Annotated in this window: 17 protein-coding genes; 9 read left to right on the top strand and 8 right to left on the bottom strand. The window is 35.9% G+C overall.

The features are described 5' to 3' along the window. The first annotated feature begins 87 nt into the window (after window positions 1-87). Window positions 88-1,488 (top strand): OprD family porin, encoded by a 1,401-nt coding sequence (locus JHT90_RS05605; protein WP_201095067.1) that lies wholly within the window; start codon window positions 88-90, stop codon window positions 1,486-1,488. 154 nt (window positions 1,489-1,642) lie between these two features. Here JHT90_RS05605 and JHT90_RS05600 read toward each other — a convergent pair whose 3' ends face one another. Then, window positions 1,643-3,547: an ATP-binding cassette domain-containing protein gene (locus tag JHT90_RS05600; protein WP_201095064.1), complete on the bottom strand. Its 1,905-nt coding sequence runs from the start codon at window positions 3,545-3,547 to the stop codon at window positions 1,643-1,645. Window positions 3,548-3,700: 153 nt separating this feature from the next. Here JHT90_RS05600 and JHT90_RS05595 point away from each other — a divergent pair, with 153 nt between their 5' ends. Further along, window positions 3,701-5,632: a transglycosylase SLT domain-containing protein gene (locus JHT90_RS05595; protein WP_201095062.1), complete on the top strand. Its 1,932-nt coding sequence runs from the start codon at window positions 3,701-3,703 to the stop codon at window positions 5,630-5,632. A gap of 39 nt (window positions 5,633-5,671) precedes the next feature. Here JHT90_RS05595 and JHT90_RS05590 read toward each other — a convergent pair whose 3' ends face one another. Further along, a complete protein-coding gene (locus JHT90_RS05590) occupies window positions 5,672-5,986 on the bottom strand; it encodes a hypothetical protein (protein WP_201095055.1) in 315 nt (104 codons plus the stop codon). A gap of 220 nt (window positions 5,987-6,206) precedes the next feature. Here JHT90_RS05590 and rhlB point away from each other — a divergent pair, with 220 nt between their 5' ends. Then, a complete protein-coding gene (gene rhlB / locus JHT90_RS05585) occupies window positions 6,207-7,604 on the top strand; it encodes an ATP-dependent RNA helicase RhlB (protein ID WP_201095054.1) in 1,398 nt (465 codons plus the stop codon). A 10-nt stretch (window positions 7,605-7,614) separates the two neighbouring features. Then, entirely contained in the window at window positions 7,615-7,788 is a 174-nt protein-coding gene (locus JHT90_RS05580; RefSeq protein WP_201095053.1) for a hypothetical protein, read from the top strand. 29 nt (window positions 7,789-7,817) lie between these two features. Here JHT90_RS05580 and thiO read toward each other — a convergent pair whose 3' ends face one another. After that, window positions 7,818-8,915: a glycine oxidase ThiO gene (thiO, locus tag JHT90_RS05575; protein WP_201095052.1), complete on the bottom strand. Its 1,098-nt coding sequence runs from the start codon at window positions 8,913-8,915 to the stop codon at window positions 7,818-7,820. Window positions 8,916-8,985: 70 nt separating this feature from the next. Beyond that, complete coding sequence (locus JHT90_RS05570; RefSeq protein WP_201095051.1) at window positions 8,986-9,471, bottom strand: hypothetical protein; 486 nt, start codon at window positions 9,469-9,471, stop codon at window positions 8,986-8,988. A 292-nt stretch (window positions 9,472-9,763) separates the two neighbouring features. On the opposite strand from JHT90_RS05570, the gene JHT90_RS05565 reads away from it, so the two are divergent. Next, window positions 9,764-10,951 carry an MFS transporter gene (locus JHT90_RS05565; protein ID WP_201095050.1) on the top strand — a complete coding sequence of 396 codons (1,188 nt, stop codon included), beginning with the start codon at window positions 9,764-9,766 and terminating at the stop codon, window positions 10,949-10,951. Continuing rightward, a complete protein-coding gene (locus JHT90_RS05560; RefSeq protein WP_201095049.1) occupies window positions 10,944-11,798 on the top strand; it encodes an NAD-dependent epimerase/dehydratase family protein in 855 nt (284 codons plus the stop codon). The genes JHT90_RS05565 and JHT90_RS05560 overlap by 8 nt, the downstream gene beginning before the upstream one ends. 84 nt (window positions 11,799-11,882) lie before the next feature. Here the strand turns inward: JHT90_RS05560 and JHT90_RS05555 are convergent, their stop codons facing one another. Next, window positions 11,883-13,208 (bottom strand): dicarboxylate/amino acid:cation symporter, encoded by a 1,326-nt coding sequence (locus JHT90_RS05555; RefSeq protein ID WP_201095047.1) that lies wholly within the window; start codon window positions 13,206-13,208, stop codon window positions 11,883-11,885. Window positions 13,209-13,615: 407 nt separating this feature from the next. Next, entirely contained in the window at window positions 13,616-14,374 is a 759-nt protein-coding gene (cobB, locus tag JHT90_RS05550) for a Sir2 family NAD+-dependent deacetylase (RefSeq protein ID WP_201095045.1), read from the bottom strand. 176 nt (window positions 14,375-14,550) lie between these two features. On the opposite strand from cobB, the gene folE reads away from it, so the two are divergent. Continuing rightward, window positions 14,551-15,096, top strand: coding sequence for a GTP cyclohydrolase I FolE (folE, locus tag JHT90_RS05545; RefSeq protein ID WP_201095044.1), 546 nt, complete (start codon window positions 14,551-14,553; stop codon window positions 15,094-15,096). A 12-nt stretch (window positions 15,097-15,108) separates the two neighbouring features. Next, window positions 15,109-15,921, top strand: a complete 813-nt coding sequence (gene xthA / locus JHT90_RS05540; RefSeq protein ID WP_201095043.1) for an exodeoxyribonuclease III — start codon at window positions 15,109-15,111, stop codon at window positions 15,919-15,921. A gap of 53 nt (window positions 15,922-15,974) precedes the next feature. Here xthA and JHT90_RS05535 read toward each other — a convergent pair whose 3' ends face one another. Next, window positions 15,975-16,592, bottom strand: a complete 618-nt coding sequence (locus JHT90_RS05535) for a TetR family transcriptional regulator (protein WP_201095042.1) — start codon at window positions 16,590-16,592, stop codon at window positions 15,975-15,977. A gap of 120 nt (window positions 16,593-16,712) precedes the next feature. Here JHT90_RS05535 and JHT90_RS05530 point away from each other — a divergent pair, with 120 nt between their 5' ends. Beyond that, on the top strand, window positions 16,713-17,906 hold the full coding sequence (locus tag JHT90_RS05530; RefSeq protein ID WP_201095041.1) for a multidrug effflux MFS transporter: 1,194 nt from the start codon (window positions 16,713-16,715) through the stop codon (window positions 17,904-17,906). Between the two features lie 3 nt (window positions 17,907-17,909). Here the strand turns inward: JHT90_RS05530 and JHT90_RS05525 are convergent, their stop codons facing one another. Then, window positions 17,910-18,497 carry an NAD(P)H-dependent oxidoreductase gene (locus tag JHT90_RS05525; RefSeq protein WP_201095778.1) on the bottom strand — a complete coding sequence of 196 codons (588 nt, stop codon included), beginning with the start codon at window positions 18,495-18,497 and terminating at the stop codon, window positions 17,910-17,912. Window positions 18,498-18,581: the final 84 nt, after the last annotated feature.

The following is an 18,581-nucleotide window of genomic DNA, read 5'->3' as shown; positions in this document are numbered from 1 at the left end:
TATTACATAGTTTTTCATTACAATAAGACGTCTAACGAGCAACATTACAAAAACTTAGCTTATGACTTTAAATAGGGGAATTACCGAATGAACAAAGCTAAATTAAACTTACTGGCAGTAACTATCACAACCCTCATACCCACTATAGCCATCGCTGAACAACAACAAGATACATCAAATTCTATACTAAACCAAAGCGCGCAAGCTGAATCTGCTGGTTTTTTAGAAGATAGTAACTTAAATGTGCTTATTCGTAACGTTTATTTTAATCGTGATTTTCGTAATTCTAGCAATTCAAACATGACACAGGATGGTAAAGAACGCCAAAGTTATCGAGAAGAGTGGGCGCAAGGTTTTATAGCCACCTATGAGTCTGGCTTCACTCAAGGAACTGTTGGCTTTGGTGTTGATGCATTTGGTATGTATGGTTTTAAGCTAGATACTGGTAGAGGACGCAATGGTGCAGGTTTACTGCCTATTGATAGTCATGGAAAAGCTGAAAACAACTACGCCAAAGCCAGTGGCGCCGTAAAAATGCGCTTATCTAACACTACTTTAAAATATGGTGAACAAATCGTAGATACACCTGTTTTTGCTACTGATGATGCTCGTCTATTTCCTGAAACAGCCGAAGGGTTCTTATTAACCAGTAACGAAATTAAAAATCTCACCATTAACGCAGGTCATTTTACCTCACTACGTGCAATGAACCAAACTTATCGCGATTCAATAGATAACGGTTGGGGTTTATATAATTATAGAGGTACGGGATTAAAACGCGCTGACTTTATTGGTGGCACTTATCAATTTACTGATAATTTATCAGCTTCTCTTTACTACTCAGATGTAAAAGACTTTTGGAAGAAAAAATATGTTGGCTTAGACTACGCCATCCCAATAGATGAGAAACAAGCTGTCAATTTTTCATTTAATTACTACAATACTAAGAGCCAAGGGCCCGTTAAACACTTAAGTCGCCAAGTATATAACGGTGATAAAATCAACTCTAATGTTTGGAGTTTGCAAGCTTCTTATACTTATGATGCCCATAAATTTACTTTAGCTCATCAACGCGTTACAGGCGATGGCCCAGGCAACCCATATGGGGTTGATGGTGGTGGTGCTATTTATTTAGCCAACTCGGTACAGTATTCAGACTTTAATAATGAAAATGAACGCTCTTGGCAAGCACGTTATGATCTTGATATGAGTAAATATGGTGCCCCTGGTTTAAGCTTTATGACTCGTTATATTCGTGGCACTAATATTTCTGAATACTTACGTGATAGCAATAAATCAGGTGGTAAGGTCACTGAATCTGAACACAATATTGAAGCAAAATACGTTGTACAAGAAGGACCTGCTAAAGATCTAAGCGTGCGTGTTCGCTATGCTATCTATCGTTCTTCTGGCTTCTCTGATGATGTTAATGAACTTCGTATTATCACTGAATATCCTTGGGATCTTATGGGGATGTTTAAAAAATAAGCCCACTCTCAATAAAAAGCCCGGTTAATACTGGGCTTTCTTATAACAATCTATAGCATTTGCTATGCAATCTTAAATAAAGCAAAAGACAAAAAACAGTATAACTACTGCAACGCCATTCGATAACGTATAAAAATATAGCGCAATAGCTACATTACCCCTCTAACTCCGCCCAACGCTCTAATAATTTATCTAACTCAAGCTGCATAGTAGTTAACTTTTCTAATACCACACTGGTTACTTCTGTTGATTGTTGATAGAAATCAGGATTGTTTACTTGCTCCTGTAATGCACCTAACTCAGACTCTAATGTTTCAATCTTAGCGGGCAATGCTTCTAATTCACGCTGATCTTTATAACTTAGCTTACGTTTGGTAGTTTGCTCTTGTGCCACTGTTGGCTTAGATTGTTGAGTAGTGGTTTCATTGACTATTACTGGTTGCTTATCATCTTGCACACCTAATAATTTAGCTGAGCCACCTTGTCTTAACCAATCATCATAACCACCAATATATTCAATAACCTTACCATCTCCTTCAAACACTAAGGTACTGGTTACAACATTATCTAAAAAGACACGATCATGGCTGACAATCAGCACTGTTCCTTGAAAGCTATCCAGTACTTCTTCTAGTAATTCTAAAGTTTCTATATCTAAATCATTGGTAGGTTCATCTAATACCAATAAGTTAGCAGGTTTACTAAAAAGTTTAGCTAATAATAATCGAGCGCGCTCACCACCTGACAAAGCTTTCACGGGTGTTCTTGCCCTTTGCGGACTAAACAAGAAATCACCTAAATAACTTAGTACGTGTCTTTCTTGACCTGCAATATTAATAAAGTCACGCCCTTCTGCTACATTATCTAATACTGTTTTTTCTTCATCTAATTGATTACGTAGTTGATCAAAATAGGCTATTTCTAGCTTTGTGCCATGCTTTACCTGTCCACTTTTGGGCGCTAACTCACCTAGCAATAATTTTAATAAGGTTGTTTTGCCTGTACCATTTGCACCCAATAGACCTATACGATCGCCTCGTTGGATAATTAACGAAAAATCTTTTACTTGTGGTTTATCTTCATAACCAAAACTAATATTATCTGCAATAATAACTTGCTTACCTGATTTTTCAGAACTATCTAACTGAAAACTAGCCTTACCTTGCACATTTCTACGTTCAGCACGCTCTTGCCTCAAAGCTTTTAACGCACGTACACGCCCCTCATTACGGGTACGTCTTGCTTTAATACCTTGCCTAATCCACACTTCTTCTTGAGCTAATTTTTTATCAAACAATGCATTTGCTGTTTCTTCAGCGGCTAATTGTTGCTCCTTATGCACTAAGAAGCTAGCATAGTCACCTTTCCAATCAATCAAATAACCACGGTCTAACTCTAAAATACGGGTAGCTAAATGCTGTAAAAAACTACGATCATGGGTTATAAATAAAATTGCACCTTTAAAATCCATCAAAGCGTTTTCTAACCAGTTAATCGCTCCTATATCCAAATGGTTGGTAGGTTCATCCAATAACAATAAGTCTGGCTCAGCCACTAGTGCTTGTGCTAATAAAACTCTACGACGCCATCCACCAGATAGCTCTGCCAGCTTTTTATCGGCTGGCAACTGTAGTCTGGTCAAAGTGGTGTCTACTAATTGCTGTAATCGCCAACCATCTTTTGCTTCTAACTGCTGCTGAACTTGCATTAGCTGTTGCAAATCATCATCATTATTTATATGTTGGCTTAAGTGATGGTAGCGAGCTAATAGCTCTCCTACTCCAGTTAAACCTTCTGCCACCACATCAAATACGATGCGATTATCTGCTTTAGGTAACTCTTGCGGTAACTCTCCAATCTTTAAGCCAGGGGCACGCCATATTTCACCATCATCAGGCTGATTAACTCCTCGAACTAAGCTCAATAAACTAGACTTACCTGTACCATTACGCCCAATAATACAAACACGTTCGCCTTTTTCTATTTGCCACGATACCTTATCCAATAAAGGCGTCATACCGTAAGCCAATGATACATCAGTAAATTTAAGCAATGTCATAGTTATCTCCAACCATCAAGCCAGATAGTTTAACAGGCATTACTTATAACCAAAACTAGCAATCAATAATTTGTATTATTTAAGTGTTCGCAAATTCTGAATGAGCAAGGTAAGCTATGGTATTTTCATGAAATATAAAGGTCTTACACTATTATGGTTAACGCTTTGATTCGCTATGTGTCGACTATAAGTTGCTTATTACTAGCCAGTTTTACTTTGCAAGCAGCCACTTTAGAAGAACAGCGTAACTATTTTGATCAAGCTAAAACTGCCTTAGAAAAAAATAATCCGCTTGTATACTATAGCCATAAAAAAGCATTACAAGGTTATCCCTTAGAACCGTACCTTGCCTATTTAGAACTTAATAAGCGTGTAAAACTTGCTTCTGATGATGAAATTATACTATTTGTAAAAAAACACCAAGACTTACCGCAAACACGCTGGTTAGAAATGCGTTGGCTACGTTTAGTAGCAGAGCGTGGCGATTGGAATACATTTCTAAAATATTATCAGGCTGATAGTTTTTCTGAGCTGGATTGCTTTTACGGGCAATACCTCTATCAAACTAATCAAATAACTAAGGCCAATGAATTAGCAGAAAAACTTTGGTTAAAACCTCACTCACAACCCAATGCTTGCGATGTAGTCTTCAATGATTGGGAAAGACAAGGCAAAATGACTGCTGATATGCGTTGGCAGCGCCTAAAAATGGCGCTAGAAGCAAAAGAATATAGGCTGGCTAACCATATCGTAGGTTTATTACCTGCCTCATTAATTGAACAAGGTAAAGAGTTTACTTATGTTGCTAAAAATCCTAATTTAATCGCCAAAACTCAAAGCTATCAAGGTAGAGATAAAATTACAGGTGATATTGTTGGTTTAGGGTTAAGACGTTTAGCACGCCAAGATCCTGAACAAGCATTATCTTTACTCCAGTATTACGAAACTCGTTTACAATTTTCTGATGAGCAAAAAGTCGATTTAGCAAATGATATAGGTTTAACCTTTGCACGTCGGTACGATGCTCGAGCATTACCGATTTTAGCTAAATATGATGCCAACCTAGATCATAACGATGTCAGTGAATGGCATGTCAGATTATTATTACGCTTAAATCGCTGGCAACAAGCACAAGAATTAATTGATCGTTTACCTGAGCAACTCGCTCAAACCAATCGTTGGAAGTATTGGAAAATTAGGGTAGCACAATATATTGATCCTAAAGACCCTAAAATTATAGAGCAATATAGCCAACTTGCTCAAGAAAGAGATTTTTATGGCTTCTTAGCTGCACAACGGGTTAATGCGAGTTATCAGTTTAATCACCAGCCTATTATCGTAAATAATAATATGGTGCTAAAAATTAAAAATATGCCTGCTATCCAAAGAGCGATAGAGTACTTGTATAAAGGAATGGATAATGAAGCTTGGATTGAATGGCATAACCTGACGCGCAATCTTTCTCAACAAGAAATGCTAGCCCTTTCACAGTTAGCCTATGATATGAATCTTTATTTTTATGCTATACGTACTTTAGCTATTACTAGTTATTGGGATGATTTAACTATTCGTTTCCCTATTGCTTATAAAGATATTCTAGTGAAAGAAGCTGATAATAGAAGTATTAGCCCCAATTGGGCTTTTGCTATTATGCGTCAAGAAAGTGCATTTAATGACCGCATTAAATCACATGCAGGTGCAATGGGTTTAATGCAGCTGATGCCTGCTACCGCAAAAGAAACAGCTAAGAAATTTGATATCCCCTTAGCAAACCCGCAAGAGGCATTAAATCCTAATACGAATATACAATTAGGTACAGCTTTCTTAGGACAAATGTATGAGCGTTTTCAGAACAATCGAATTTTAGCTTCGGCTGCATATAATGCAGGCCCTGGTAGAGTGAGACAATGGCTACAAAATGCCAACAATGTTGATTTTGATGTATGGATTGAAACCATACCTTTTAACGAAACCCGTCAATATGTACAAAACGTATTATTTTATTCAGTCATTTATGGCCACAAATTAAATATCCCACAGGTATTAATAGAAGACCATGAAATGAACTTTGCATCAACTAATTAAAGCAGCTTACTGCGCTTTAATTAGTTTATTGGATACAAACTATTGTTTAGTTGCACCACAATCACTTACTACCTGAAGCATTTTAGTTTCAACATTTTTAAACTTAGTGATATCTTCTTGAGTAATGCTTTGTGGTGGTGTTAATAATAAATCCCACTCTTCTTTTGCTAATTTATCATCAAAGCTTTTGATAGAACACTCACAAGACTTTTCAGTATTGCCACTTTGTAAGCAACCTGTTTTTAATTCTTGTAAAACATTTTCTTTAGTTAATTTTGGCGTACTTGGTGTATTTTGTGCCCATGCCATTCCACAAGTAAGCATTGTTGCCATAACGAATAACTGTACTTTCATAATTTTTGCCTTTAAATACTTATAAAAAGCATACTATAAATAATCCCAAGTAATTAAGCCAATTGTTTACAACTAATTAATGATGCACATTAAAAGATATTGGCAACAAATATACTATAATCAAACCAATAGTTTATTTTTAAGAGCATTAGGATAGTGCAGATAATGCTAATCTACGTTAAAATAAAGAAGTTATTACTTATTAAATGGAACCAATATTTTGCTAAAAGCTTTAAAGAATTTTTTTACTAAAAAACAAGCTACTACTCCTCAACAAGTGGTTAATAAAGCTCCATCTGAAAACGCTTCGCAACAAAATAATAAACACAAAAAAACACCTTATAAAAAGCCTCGTGTTAAAAAGCAGCAATCAGCAAACAAGAAATTAGCAAAAACACCTATCACCGACTGGCAATTAGAAGATTTTATTGTAGCACCACAAGCTGGTAAAACACGCTTCCATGATTTATTTTTATCAAATTCTCTAATGCATGCTATACATGATCTTGGTTTTACCTATTGCACCCCTATTCAAGCAGGTGTACTAGGCCATACCTTAAAAGGGCTAGATTGCATTGGACAAGCACAAACTGGCACAGGAAAAACAGCAGCTTTTCTTATTTCTATTATTGCCCAATTAGAAGAGACGCCACCACCCACTGAACGCTACATGGGCGAACCTAGAGCGTTAATCATTGCCCCTACTCGAGAATTGGTTATACAAATCGCTAAAGAAGCACAAACATTAACCAAATACACTTCTCTTAATGTCATGAGTTTTGTGGGTGGCATGGACTTTAACAAGCAATTGCGGCAAATAGAGAACAATTATTGTGATATTTTGGTAGCGACACCTGGTCGTTTATTAGATTTTCAGCAACGTAATGAAATTCATTTAGATATGCTAGAAATACTTGTTCTTGATGAAGCTGATCGGATGTTAGATATGGGTTTTATCCCACAAGTTAGACAAATTATTCGCCATACTCCCCATAAACGCGATAGACAAACTCTATTTTTCTCTGCCACCTTTACTGATGATGTAATGGATTTAGCAAAGCAATGGACTACAGATCCAGCGATTGTAGAAATAACGCCAGAAACCGTTGCTAGCGATACTATTGAGCAACATATATATGCTGTATCAGAAACAGATAAACTGACTTTACTCTATAATCTAATACAGCAAAATAATTGGCAACGGGTTATTGTTTTTGCTAATCGACGTGACCAAGTACGAGATATCGAAAAGCAATTGAAATATCAAGGCATTAGCACTGCTCTATTATCAGGGGAAGTGGCTCAGAATAAACGTGTACAAACGTTAGAAAAATTCCGCTCAGGTAAAATTGCTGTATTAATTGCTACTGATGTAGCAGGTCGGGGTATCCATATTGATGGTATCAGCCATGTTATCAACTATAATTTACCAGAAACTCCTGATGATTATGTGCATCGTATAGGCCGTACTGGTCGTGCAGGAACTAAAGGTATTTCTATTAGTCTAATCGGAGAAGATGATATTTTTATATTACCTAATATTGAGGCTTTATTAGGTCAAAAATTAGAAGGAAAAATTCCCCCTGCTAATTTATTAACACCATTACCCAAAAAATAAGGATAAAACAATGACAACGTTTGAAATAGTGCTGATATTACTAATTATTGCCTGTTGTTTGTTAGGTTTTGGTTTTAATTTCCGTCAACATAATTGGGGCATAGCCATCATGTGGTTAGGTGCTATTACTATGTTATCTGCTATTGCCTATAAAATATATGACGTTACACAGATTGTCGGGTAAGCGTTTATTTATTCCGAGTAAATAGCACGTTAAACTCGATTAATTGGCATATAAGGGTTTGCATCTACTACTGGCTGTCTACCTAACATTAATTCTGTTAATAGCTGACATGAAGCAGGTGCTAAAACAAAGCCATTAAGAAAATGTCCACAGTTTAACCATAATCCTGAATAATTTGGTACTTCACCAATATAGGGAATCCCTTCAGGTGCCGCAGGCCTTATCCCAGACCAATGTTGTATCACTTGTGCTTTTGCCAATTCAGGCAACATCTCGACGGCTGACTGTCGCAAACTTTCCTGTGCTTCTAAAGTAGGCTCGTTATCATAACCAACATACTCAATTGTACTTCCTACTAAAATATGTCCATCCCGACGGGGAATTGCATAACGTTCATTAGCTAATATAATAGTAGGTAAGAAATCTTCCTTACATTTAAATAAAATCATTTGCCCTTTAACTGGCTGTATAGATAGGTTAATCCCCAATGTATCTAGCCAACTACCTGTCCATGCACCAGTGCAGATTACAACATTATCACCATAATAATCTTGCTGGCTCGTATGAACACCAACGACCCGACCTCCCTGTTGGATAATATCAATAAACAGACAATTTTCTTTAATCTGCACATTAGGCATATTAACTAGGATGGAATGTAATGCCTTAACTAACCTTGGATTACGGATATTCGCTATATTGTCCATATAGACAGCAGAGGTAAAACCACTCCCTAAAACGCTTACAGCTCGTTCAACCTCAACAATATCTACTTTATTAAGTGGTCGTTGATACTGCTGAGCCCAGTCAAGAGCTTGTTGTTCATCTTCTAAATTTAACCAATACAAGCCTGTTATATAATATTCTGGATCAATATTGGAAAGGCTTTTTAACTCAGCGATAAATTCTAGATAACTATCTTGAGAAACATTGACTAAACTAGTAATAGCAGCGTGCTGTCGCCATGGAAATAAAGGTGAAATAATACCTCCACCAGCCCAAGAAGCTTCTCTTCCTACAGCACTATTTTTTTCTAATAAAATAACTTCTATGCCTTCCTTTGCTAATTTATAGGCAGTTAATAAACCGATAATACCAGCGCCTATAATTAACGTTTTAGTAGTCAAAAGTTACCTCTTTAGCTTTTACAGCAGCATAAAATCTTAAACCGAGTGCGACTGATTATCTATATATTATTTAAAGTAAGCGGCAACGATCAGCATTTGGGTAAAAAACCTTAATGACATTATTGTTAGGCGAATAATTAATTACTATGACCGCAGTAGGTGTCATATTCTTTTTATCCCACGTTACATACTTATTAGGGCGTTCAATGGTTGGTTTACCATAAAGATCTTCTATTTTATAGCGTATTTGAGCAGTGTCATCATCACTCGCACTAACTACAGACAATGCACATAATCCTTCTATGGAATTAATGGTATATACGATAGATTCAAATTGATAACCATAACTTTCAGGTAACGCATTGCCAGCAAATGTTTGTCCATCATTACCAAGACTTGCTAAAGGTGTATAACGCTCGACTTGTTCTTTAGTAATTCCCATTTGTACACCAAATAGACCATCCCACGGCCCATTACGATATCTTTTTTCAGGAGAATTACTGCTACAAGCCACCAATGTAGCTAAAATCATAGTGAAAATTAATGTTATTCGCATTTTAAATCTCCATTCTATTTTTGGTGATTATAATAATATTTTAACTAATTAACGCCCACTTTTTTGTTACTTTTATCTTCTAAGCAATTTTATTACTATTGTTTTACGAGAGCTAGCCATTGACTATTAATTGATACCCTATTTCCCTTAATTATTGGTATGATATTACAATACTTTAGTTCACTTGCCTTAGCTTGGCTATTTATGGGTATCATAAGCATTGTTTTACTAATCATGGCCTTTACCTTTACTCCTCAAAACAATCAATTAATTTTTAAATAGAAATGTTTATATGACTTCTACCAAACCTCTCTCCTCTTGGTTTGTACTGCTATTATCAATCGCAACTGGAGTAAGCGTAGCCAGTAACTATTATGCTCAGCCGTTATTGAATACTATTGGTAATGACCTGCACATTCCGTTAAGTAGTACAGGTGTTATTATCACTGTTGCCCAATTAGCCTATGCCGCAGGCTTGTTATTATTAGTGCCATTAGGCGATCTCATTGAAAGAAGAGGACTTATTGTCAGCATGTCCACGCTGTCAATGTTAGGGCTACTTGTATCAGCTACAGCGCAAAATATGCCATGGTTATTGATAGGCACGGCAATAACTGGTTTCTTTGCTGTAGTTGCACAGGTAATTGTACCTTTTGCAGCTAGTTTAGCTTCTCCAGCTGAGCGAGGGAAAGTAGTAGGCACAATTATGAGCGGTTTATTGCTAGGCATATTATTAGCCAGAACAGCTGCTGGATTTTGTTCTTATATAGGCAGTTGGCGCACTATTTATTTTATTGCTGCTGCAACTTTATTTATTATCATTCTTTTATTGTTAAAAACACTTCCGCGCTATCCAGCCCCCACTAAGATGGCTTACCATCATTTACTTATTTCTACCATCGGGCAATTTATTAAATACCCTAAATTAATGGTATATGGTCTGTTAGGCGCATTAAATTTTGCTGTATTCAGTCTATTATGGACACCCATTGCGCTTATCTTGGCTGATACTTATAACTATAGTGATTTAGTAATTGGGCTGTTTGGCTTAATTGGTGCAGCAGGTGCATTAATGGCTCCTTATGCAGGCAAGCTTGCTGACCATGGAAAAAGTAATTTGGTCATTACGCTAGGATTTATGCTACTGATAGCTTCGTGGTTACCCTTGGCTTTTACCGCTTATTCAGTAATTTTATTAATTATTGGTATTTTAATATTAGATTTGGCTGTGCAATCTATCCATGTTACTACAATGAACCAAGTGTATAAAATAAATCCTGACGCTAGAAATCGTTTAAATGCTTGCTATATGTTGTGCTACTTTATAGGTGGTGCTACAGGCTCACTAAGTTCTACTTGGATTTTTGCTCATTTTGGTTGGATGGGTGTCACCCTTGTTGGCACTATAACAGCCACAGTTGCGCTATTGGTATGGATGCTATTTTGTCTACAACAGCGAAGAATAACTGATAATGAATAATAAACAACTCTCTTTACTTATTATTGGTTGTGGTGATTTAGGTACACGGCTAGGCATAAAGATGGCTAATAAAGGTTGGCAGGTTTATGGTGCCAGAAGAGATATTAGTCAATTACCTAAGGAAATTGTAGGTATTAACCTAAACCTATACCAACAAAACTTGCCCATAAATTGGCCACAACATAATTTGGACTATATAGTATATTGTGTAGCACCCAGCAAAGGAGAACATGATCGATATTATGATCTTTATTATAAAGGACTAGAAAATACTCTACATTGGTTGCAACTATGCCAACAAATGCCAAAAAGACTTTTTGTAGTTTCAAGTACCGCAGTTTATGCACAAAATGATGGGCAATGGCTTGATGAAAACAGCCCAACTACTCCTAATAACACACAGGGTAAAACCATGTTAGCAATGGAGCAATTAGCGTTGCACAGTAAGTTGAATTACACCTGCGTGCGTTTATCAGGCATTTATGGACCTAATCGTACTTACCTAATCAATCAGGCTAAACAAGGCGTTCACTATCCCAATCAGCCACCGCTGTATGCTAATCGAATTCATATTGATGATGCAGCAAACCTTATACAACAATTAATAGAGTATCAACAAATGGGCAATACATTAAATAATTGCTACATTGGGGTTGATGATAATCCTGCACCTATTCAAGAAACACTGGCTTGGATAAGAAGCAAGCTCAATATCACAGCACTGGCTGATGAGTACAGTGAGCGTCGTGTAGGCAGTAAAAGGCTATCTAATAAACTAGCCAAAACAACAGGTTGGAAACCCAATTATGCTAGCTATCAAGAAGGCTATGATGAATTATTAGGTTAATACACTAGGCTGTTAATTTTAATTGTCAAAAAAAATGGATAATACGCCTAAGTATTATCCATTTTTAACTTGAAAACTATCTAATTATCTTACAGCGGTTACCATTTGCTGATCAATTTCCGCTGGGTTAGCTAATGCATAATTTAGTTTTTCTACATCTAACTGACCACAGTACTTAGCTACTACCACAGTTGCCAATGCGTTACCCACTAAGTTGGTTAAAGCACGTGCTTCTGACATAAAGCGATCAATACCTAGAATAAGTGCAATACCTGCCACTGGTATATGTCCAACTGCTGATAAGGTTGCAGCTAACACAATAAAACCACCACCCGTTACAGCAGCAGCCCCTTTTGAGGAAAGTAATAATACAAGTAATAAGGTAATTTGATGCATTAAGTCCAATGGAGTATTGGTAGCCTGTGCAACGAAAATAGCAGCCATTGTTAAGTAAATAGAAGTACCATCCAGATTAAAAGAATAACCTGTTGGAATAACAAGACCTACCACTGATTTATGGCAACCTGCCATTTCCATTTTCTTTAGCATACGAGGTAGTACAGACTCAGAAGAAGAAGTACCTAATACAATCAATAATTCTTCTCTAATTAAACGGATGAGCTTAGTAATACTAAAGCCACTGTAGCGCGCAATAGCCCCTAATACAAAGAAAATAAAGATTAAGCAAGTAGCATAGAAGCAAATCATTAACTGTCCTAATTGCCATAAGGTACTAATGCCATAACGACCAATAGTGAAGGCCATAGCACCAAATGCACCAATAGGTGCCAGTTTCATGATCATATTAACTACATTGAACATTGCATGAGCAATTTGATCAATCATATTAAGTAGTTGCTTACCAAAGTCCCCTAAACGATGTAAAGCAAAACCAAACAATACGGCAAAGAATAAAACCTGCAATATTTCACCACTGGCAAAAGCACCCACCACCGTATTAGGGATGATATGCATAATAAACTCAATAGTGCTTTGCTCTTTACCAATATATTGTTGCACACCTTTAATATCTAGCGTTGAAGCATCTACATTCATACCAACACCAGGTTGTACAACATTCACAATAATTAACCCAATAACAAGCGCAACAGTTGAAACTATTTCAAAATAAAGAATAGCTATACCACCTGTTTTCCCTACTGATTTCATACTTTCCATACCAGCAATACCACTGACAACGGTACAGAAAATAATGGGGGCAATAACCATTTTAATTAACTTAATAAAACCATCCCCTAATGGCTTCATTGCTTCACCCCATCCCTTTTCAATCACTGTATTTGTTACAGGATCAACAATAGTGGGAGAAAAATGTCCCAATAATATGCCAATAACAATGGCAACAATAACTTGGAAATATAAAGACTTATATATTGGTTTTTTCTGCATAGTGATTTCTCTTTATAAATTATTCACTTATTCCTAAGCTCAATAAACTCACAATTATTTTTTTTTCTTACTATCCATAGTAATTAATACACTATATACACAACCAAATAATAATCTTACTGCCCATTCAGATAATACATACTATCAATATCATACAACCCACTATTTATTTAGCAAATAAACAGTGGGTTATATAAAATGAACTTATAACTACTGAACTACTAAAGACCATCATTGATAGCGTTATATAAATGCTAATTTCAATCCTTTAATAACCTACTATCATATCACAAAACAATAACTAATTTCATCTAGCGATACAATATTATTAAAAATCAAAAATTTTATAACTAACTGATTTATAATCAATAATTTAAAAGCTATGATTAGTAAATAAATAACTGATTTTAGTCAAATTTCTTCTTAGTAAGCCCTGGATAGCGTCTACTAACACTATTAACTAATAAACTTTCTACCCACTCAGGCACTTTCTTTGAAGCTAAACCATACATAGCGCGTTTAAATAAACTTTGATTGAGTCCTGGCTGTAAATTAATCTCTAAAGTATCTGCATCTCTAGCATTGGCTTCTGTTACAAAGCTAGCAGCAGGATATACACTGCCAGAAGTACCTATAGCAACAAATAAATCTACGTTCTCTATGGCTTTATAAATCTCATCCATCATTAAAGGCATTTCACCAAACCAAACTATGTGAGGACGTAAAGTATTTTTAGTGTGGCAACATGGACAAATATCATCCTTTTCAATATTCTCAGTCCAGTCATAACTACGGCCAGTTTTGCTACAGCGCGCTTTTAATAATTCACCATGCATATGAATAACATCAGTAGAGCCAGCCCGTTCATGTAAATTATCAATATTTTGGGTAATGACTGTTACTGTTCCTGAATGTTCTTTTTGTAACTCTGTAATAGCTAAATGAGCTGCATTTGGCTTTATTTCTGGCGTTTGTAAAGTGGCACGTCGCATATTATAGAAATCTTGTACTAACTCAGGATTTCGTTTAAATGCTTCAGGTGTACAAACGTCTTCGATCCGATGATTGTCCCATATTCCCCCTTCATCTCGGAAAGTATCAATCCCTGACTCAGCAGAAATACCTGCCCCTGTTAAAATAACAATATTTTTTGGTAATCCTGCCATAAAATTTCTCCTAGTTATTTAGCATCATTACTATATCCTATATGTTTATTATACAAGGATAAATCCATTGATAATTAATATTTACAATGAACAATTAATATAAAATTTGAGTTTTATCAATAAACGGTTTGAGGTACTATTAACATTTTAATTTAATACCTTAAATGGAAACTTACATGTCTTTGCAACAACACTATACAGCTATCCTAACTGAACTTGGAGAAAACCCTCAGCGTGAAGGCTTAATAGATACTCCAAAACGTGCGGCTAAAGCCATGCAATACCTTTGTAAAGGTTATCAACAGACGTTAGAAGAAGTAGTAGGTGGCGCTTTATTTAGCTCTGATAATAGTGAAATTGTATTAGTTAAAGATATTGAGCTTTACTCACTGTGTGAACATCATATGTTGCCGTTTATAGGTAAAGCACATGTTGCTTACCTACCTAATGGTAAAGTATTAGGTTTATCTAAAATTGCGCGTATTGTTGATATGTATGCGAGACGCCTGCAAATTCAAGAAAACTTAACCCATGAAATAGCCAATGCCATTGAAAAAATTACAGGGGCATTAGGTGTAGCTGTGGTTATTGAAGCCAAACATATGTGTATGATGATGCGTGGTGTTGAAAAACAAAATTCAACAATGACTACTTCCGTTATGCTTGGTGCATTTCGTGAAAAAGCAACAACACGTGCTGAATTTTTAAGTCTTATTAAATAAAAAGTTATTATTGTGAAAATTATATCATTCAATATTAATGGGTTACGTGCTCGCCCTCATCAATTAAAAGCCATTATTGATAAGTATCAACCTGATGTCATTGGCTTACAAGAAACTAAAGTAGATAATCCACAGTTTCCTTTAGAAGCCATTCAAAACCTTGGTTACCATGTACAATATCATGGTCAAAAAGGCCATTATGGGGTAGCCTTACTATCGTTACGTGCCCCCTTACAAACACATATTGGTTTTCCAACAGATATTGAAGGTGCACAATGTCGCTTTATTGCAGGTGTATATGAGGATTCCCAAGGACAACCCATTACTATTATGAATGGTTACTTTCCGCAAGGTGAAAGCCGAAGTCATCCTATAAAATTCCCTGCTAAACAAAAATTTTATGCTGATTTATTACAACTATTAAATGCTCAGCAATCTCCTAGCAACCCATTATTAATTATGGGAGATTTCAATATTTCACCACAAGATTGTGATATTGGTATAGGCGAACAAAATGCTAAACGTTGGCTACGTACAGGCAAATGTAGTTTTTTACCAGAAGAACGTGAATGGATGGGTAATTTAAAAAATTGGGGATTAATTGATACTTTCCGTAGTCTTTACCCTGATACTGATAATAGATTTAGCTGGTTTGACTATCGCAGTCGTGGTTTTGAAGATACCCCTAAACGCGGTCTTCGAATAGACTTAATTCTTGCCTCTACTGCTTTACAAAATAGACTTAAAGCAGCTGGAATTGATTATGAGATTAGAGGGATGGAAAGACCTTCTGATCATTGCCCTATTTGGTTAGAACTAAACTAGTAGGCTAATACTACTAGTTTAGTAACTTACCTGTTGTAAAAGTTGTGTTGGTATTATTCCCAATCAACAAAAATACCACGAAAAAACGATTTGATAATAAGATCAGGATTGTAACCTTCTGAAAACTGTTTAGGGTCTCGCGCCCAATCATTTAACACGCCGATAGTCATAATATGTAGCATATGCGCTGCTAAATCTGGTGTAATATCTGGACGTAATCGTTTTGCTGTTTCAGGCTCACTAATTAGTCTGGCACAATGACTAATAAAGCTCTCAATCATATTATTACAACGTGCCTCTGACTCACTTAATTCCTCAGTATATTCGCAACGTCTTAACAAAATGGTAAAAATATTACGCGTTTGCTCATCATTAGATAAAGCATCAAATATATTTTTAAATAATCCGAATAACTTTTGAATAACAGAGCCTTCCATTGCCATAAACTCTTCAAAAACCTGCTCTACTGGCTGCAAAATCTGACTTATTAACTCATTAATTAAATGGTCTTTATTTTTAAAGTGCCAATAAACAGCTCCTCTGGTCATACCCGTTGCACGGGCAATTTCCTCTAAGCTGGTTTTTGATACTCCTTTCTTTAAAAAAAGAGTTTCGGCTGCGTCTAAAATCGCAATTTTTGTTTTTTCAGCTTCTTCTTTAGTTCGACGCATAGTTAATCATCGTTCCTCAATTTATTTTGAATGACTATTTTAATCTATTTACAAACAAGATGTATGTAATTTATATCATTTAATACAGCACAGTTCTACATTTTATTATAAAATGCATTAATGACTTTACGAATTATTCTCATCTTAGCAGGTTTAAATGCTTTTGGACCACTAGCTATAGACTTATATCTACCCTCTTTTGATTTAATAGCTAATGAATTCAACACATTAACCGACAATGTACAACTTAGCCTGTCTGTTTATCTTATTGGTCTCGCCATTGGACAGATATTGTATGGGCCATTAACTGATAAACTAGGTCGAAAACCTCCTTTAATCGTTGGTGCATGCATATTTATTGTTGCCTCATTAGGTTGTGCATTAGCCTCTAGTCTAAACTGGCTAATCACTTTACGCTTTCTACAAGCATTAGGTGGTTGTGCTGGCATGGTTATTTCTAGGGCAGTAGTAAGAGATCTATGTGACCCTAATACAGCTGCAAAAGTATTTTCACAGTTAATGTTAGTTAATGGTATTACACCAATGGTTGCCCCTTTATTGGGAAGTTTACTCTTAGTCTATTTTTCTTGGCAGACTAGTTTTTACTTTTGTTTTATTTTCGCTATTAGTATTGCGATCACTGCACTCTTCTGGCTGCCTGAAACATTATCTGCCAATGCACCTCGCCCAGCAGTAAGCACTGCTTTTAAACAATATCAGCACTTATTTAAAGAACGGAAATTTCTAGGTTATAGCTTTGTCAGTGGTTTTATATTAGCAGGTTTGTTTATTTATATTGGTAGCTCTCATTTTTTATTTGTTGAATTGCATGGACTTAGCAATACTCAATATGCTTGGATATTTGCACTTAACTCATTAAGTATTATGTTATCTGCACAACTTAACCATTTTTTATTAGCTAAACATAGCTCTGATTATTGGATTGCTAAAGTACTTTGGGTATCACTTATTGCTGCGCTTTTATTAATCTTAGCCCATTATCTACAAGCACCTGTCTGGTTATTCACCATACCAATTATTATCTTTATGGGATCATTAGGTGTGTTACTGCCAAATATTACAGCTTGTGCTATGGCAGTAGATGCTCGTCAAGCAGGCAGTGCCTCTGCATTAATGGGCACAATACAATTTGCTATTGCTGCTAGTTTATCTGGTATGACCGCTTGGTTACAAAATGGTACTGCTTATCCAACAGCACTGATGTTAGCTTGTAGCGTTACACTTAGTATGATAATTACTTACTTAACTACAAAGCAACAACAAGCCACATCAGTCAGTGAAAGTATTACTTAAAGCTTATACTTGAGCAAAAACTTGTTTTAAATGCGCCTTGTAAGCTGCAGTAGTTGCTTCTATATTTGGCTCTTTAATGACATCATTTGCCATAAAGGTAGGTAGCGCGGATAAACCTAAAAATTGCTGTGATTTATGAAAAGGGAAATACACACCGTCTACCCCTCTGCCATCAAAGAAATTGCCAAACTCTTCAAAAGCAGCTACAGGCGCATTCCATGTAACCGAAAGCATATATTGGCGACCTTGTAACATACCACCTGAACCATATTGTTTAGTAGGATCGCTACGGGTACGTCCATCATTTTTATATAACTTACCATGACCAGCGGTATAGACATCATCCATGTATTTTTTTACTTTCCATGGTGTACTCATCCACCAACCTGCCATTTGATAAACAATGGTATCTGCCCACAGTATTTTTTCTACTTCTTCTGTTTCATCATAGCCTTTTTCAATATGGGTTTCTTTAACTTGATGACCTAAATCAGACAGTATTTTAACTGCTACATCATGTAAAGTTGTATTAAGTTCACCACCTGAATGAGCAAACACTTGGGAACCATTAATTAATAATATTTTCACAATTACCTCAAAATAAATACTTTAAAATATGGTGCCAATTATAAATTTTCTCTGAGTAAAAATCAGTTATCCATAAGGTCAAACATA

The sequence above is a fragment of the Entomomonas asaccharolytica genome (genome assembly GCF_016653615.1).
GTDB classification, from domain to species: domain Bacteria; phylum Pseudomonadota; class Gammaproteobacteria; order Pseudomonadales; family Pseudomonadaceae; genus Entomomonas; species Entomomonas asaccharolytica.
The sequence above is the reverse complement of the archived record's forward strand: the minus strand, read 5'-3'. Positions and strand labels throughout refer to the sequence as shown.

Excerpts from the sequence above, each read along its gene's own strand:
- JHT90_RS05605 (WP_201095067.1), top strand. The coding sequence starts at position 88 with ATGAACAAAGCTAAATTAAACTTACTGGCAGTAACTATCACAACCCTC.
- JHT90_RS05600 (WP_201095064.1), bottom strand. The coding sequence starts at position 3,547 with ATGACATTGCTTAAATTTACTGATGTATCATTGGCTTACGGTATGACG.
- JHT90_RS05595 (WP_201095062.1), top strand. The coding sequence starts at position 3,701 with ATGGTTAACGCTTTGATTCGCTATGTGTCGACTATAAGTTGCTTATTA.
- JHT90_RS05590 (WP_201095055.1), bottom strand. The coding sequence starts at position 5,986 with ATGAAAGTACAGTTATTCGTTATGGCAACAATGCTTACTTGTGGAATG.
- JHT90_RS05580 (WP_201095053.1), top strand. The coding sequence starts at position 7,615 with ATGACAACGTTTGAAATAGTGCTGATATTACTAATTATTGCCTGTTGT.
- JHT90_RS05570 (WP_201095051.1), bottom strand. The coding sequence starts at position 9,471 with ATGCGAATAACATTAATTTTCACTATGATTTTAGCTACATTGGTGGCT.
- JHT90_RS05565 (WP_201095050.1), top strand. The coding sequence starts at position 9,764 with ATGACTTCTACCAAACCTCTCTCCTCTTGGTTTGTACTGCTATTATCA.
- JHT90_RS05560 (WP_201095049.1), top strand. The coding sequence starts at position 10,944 with ATGAATAATAAACAACTCTCTTTACTTATTATTGGTTGTGGTGATTTA.
- JHT90_RS05555 (WP_201095047.1), bottom strand. The coding sequence starts at position 13,208 with ATGCAGAAAAAACCAATATATAAGTCTTTATATTTCCAAGTTATTGTT.
- cobB (WP_201095045.1), bottom strand. The coding sequence starts at position 14,374 with ATGGCAGGATTACCAAAAAATATTGTTATTTTAACAGGGGCAGGTATT.
- folE (WP_201095044.1), top strand. The coding sequence starts at position 14,551 with ATGTCTTTGCAACAACACTATACAGCTATCCTAACTGAACTTGGAGAA.
- JHT90_RS05535 (WP_201095042.1), bottom strand. The coding sequence starts at position 16,592 with ATGCGTCGAACTAAAGAAGAAGCTGAAAAAACAAAAATTGCGATTTTA.
- JHT90_RS05530 (WP_201095041.1), top strand. The coding sequence starts at position 16,713 with ATGACTTTACGAATTATTCTCATCTTAGCAGGTTTAAATGCTTTTGGA.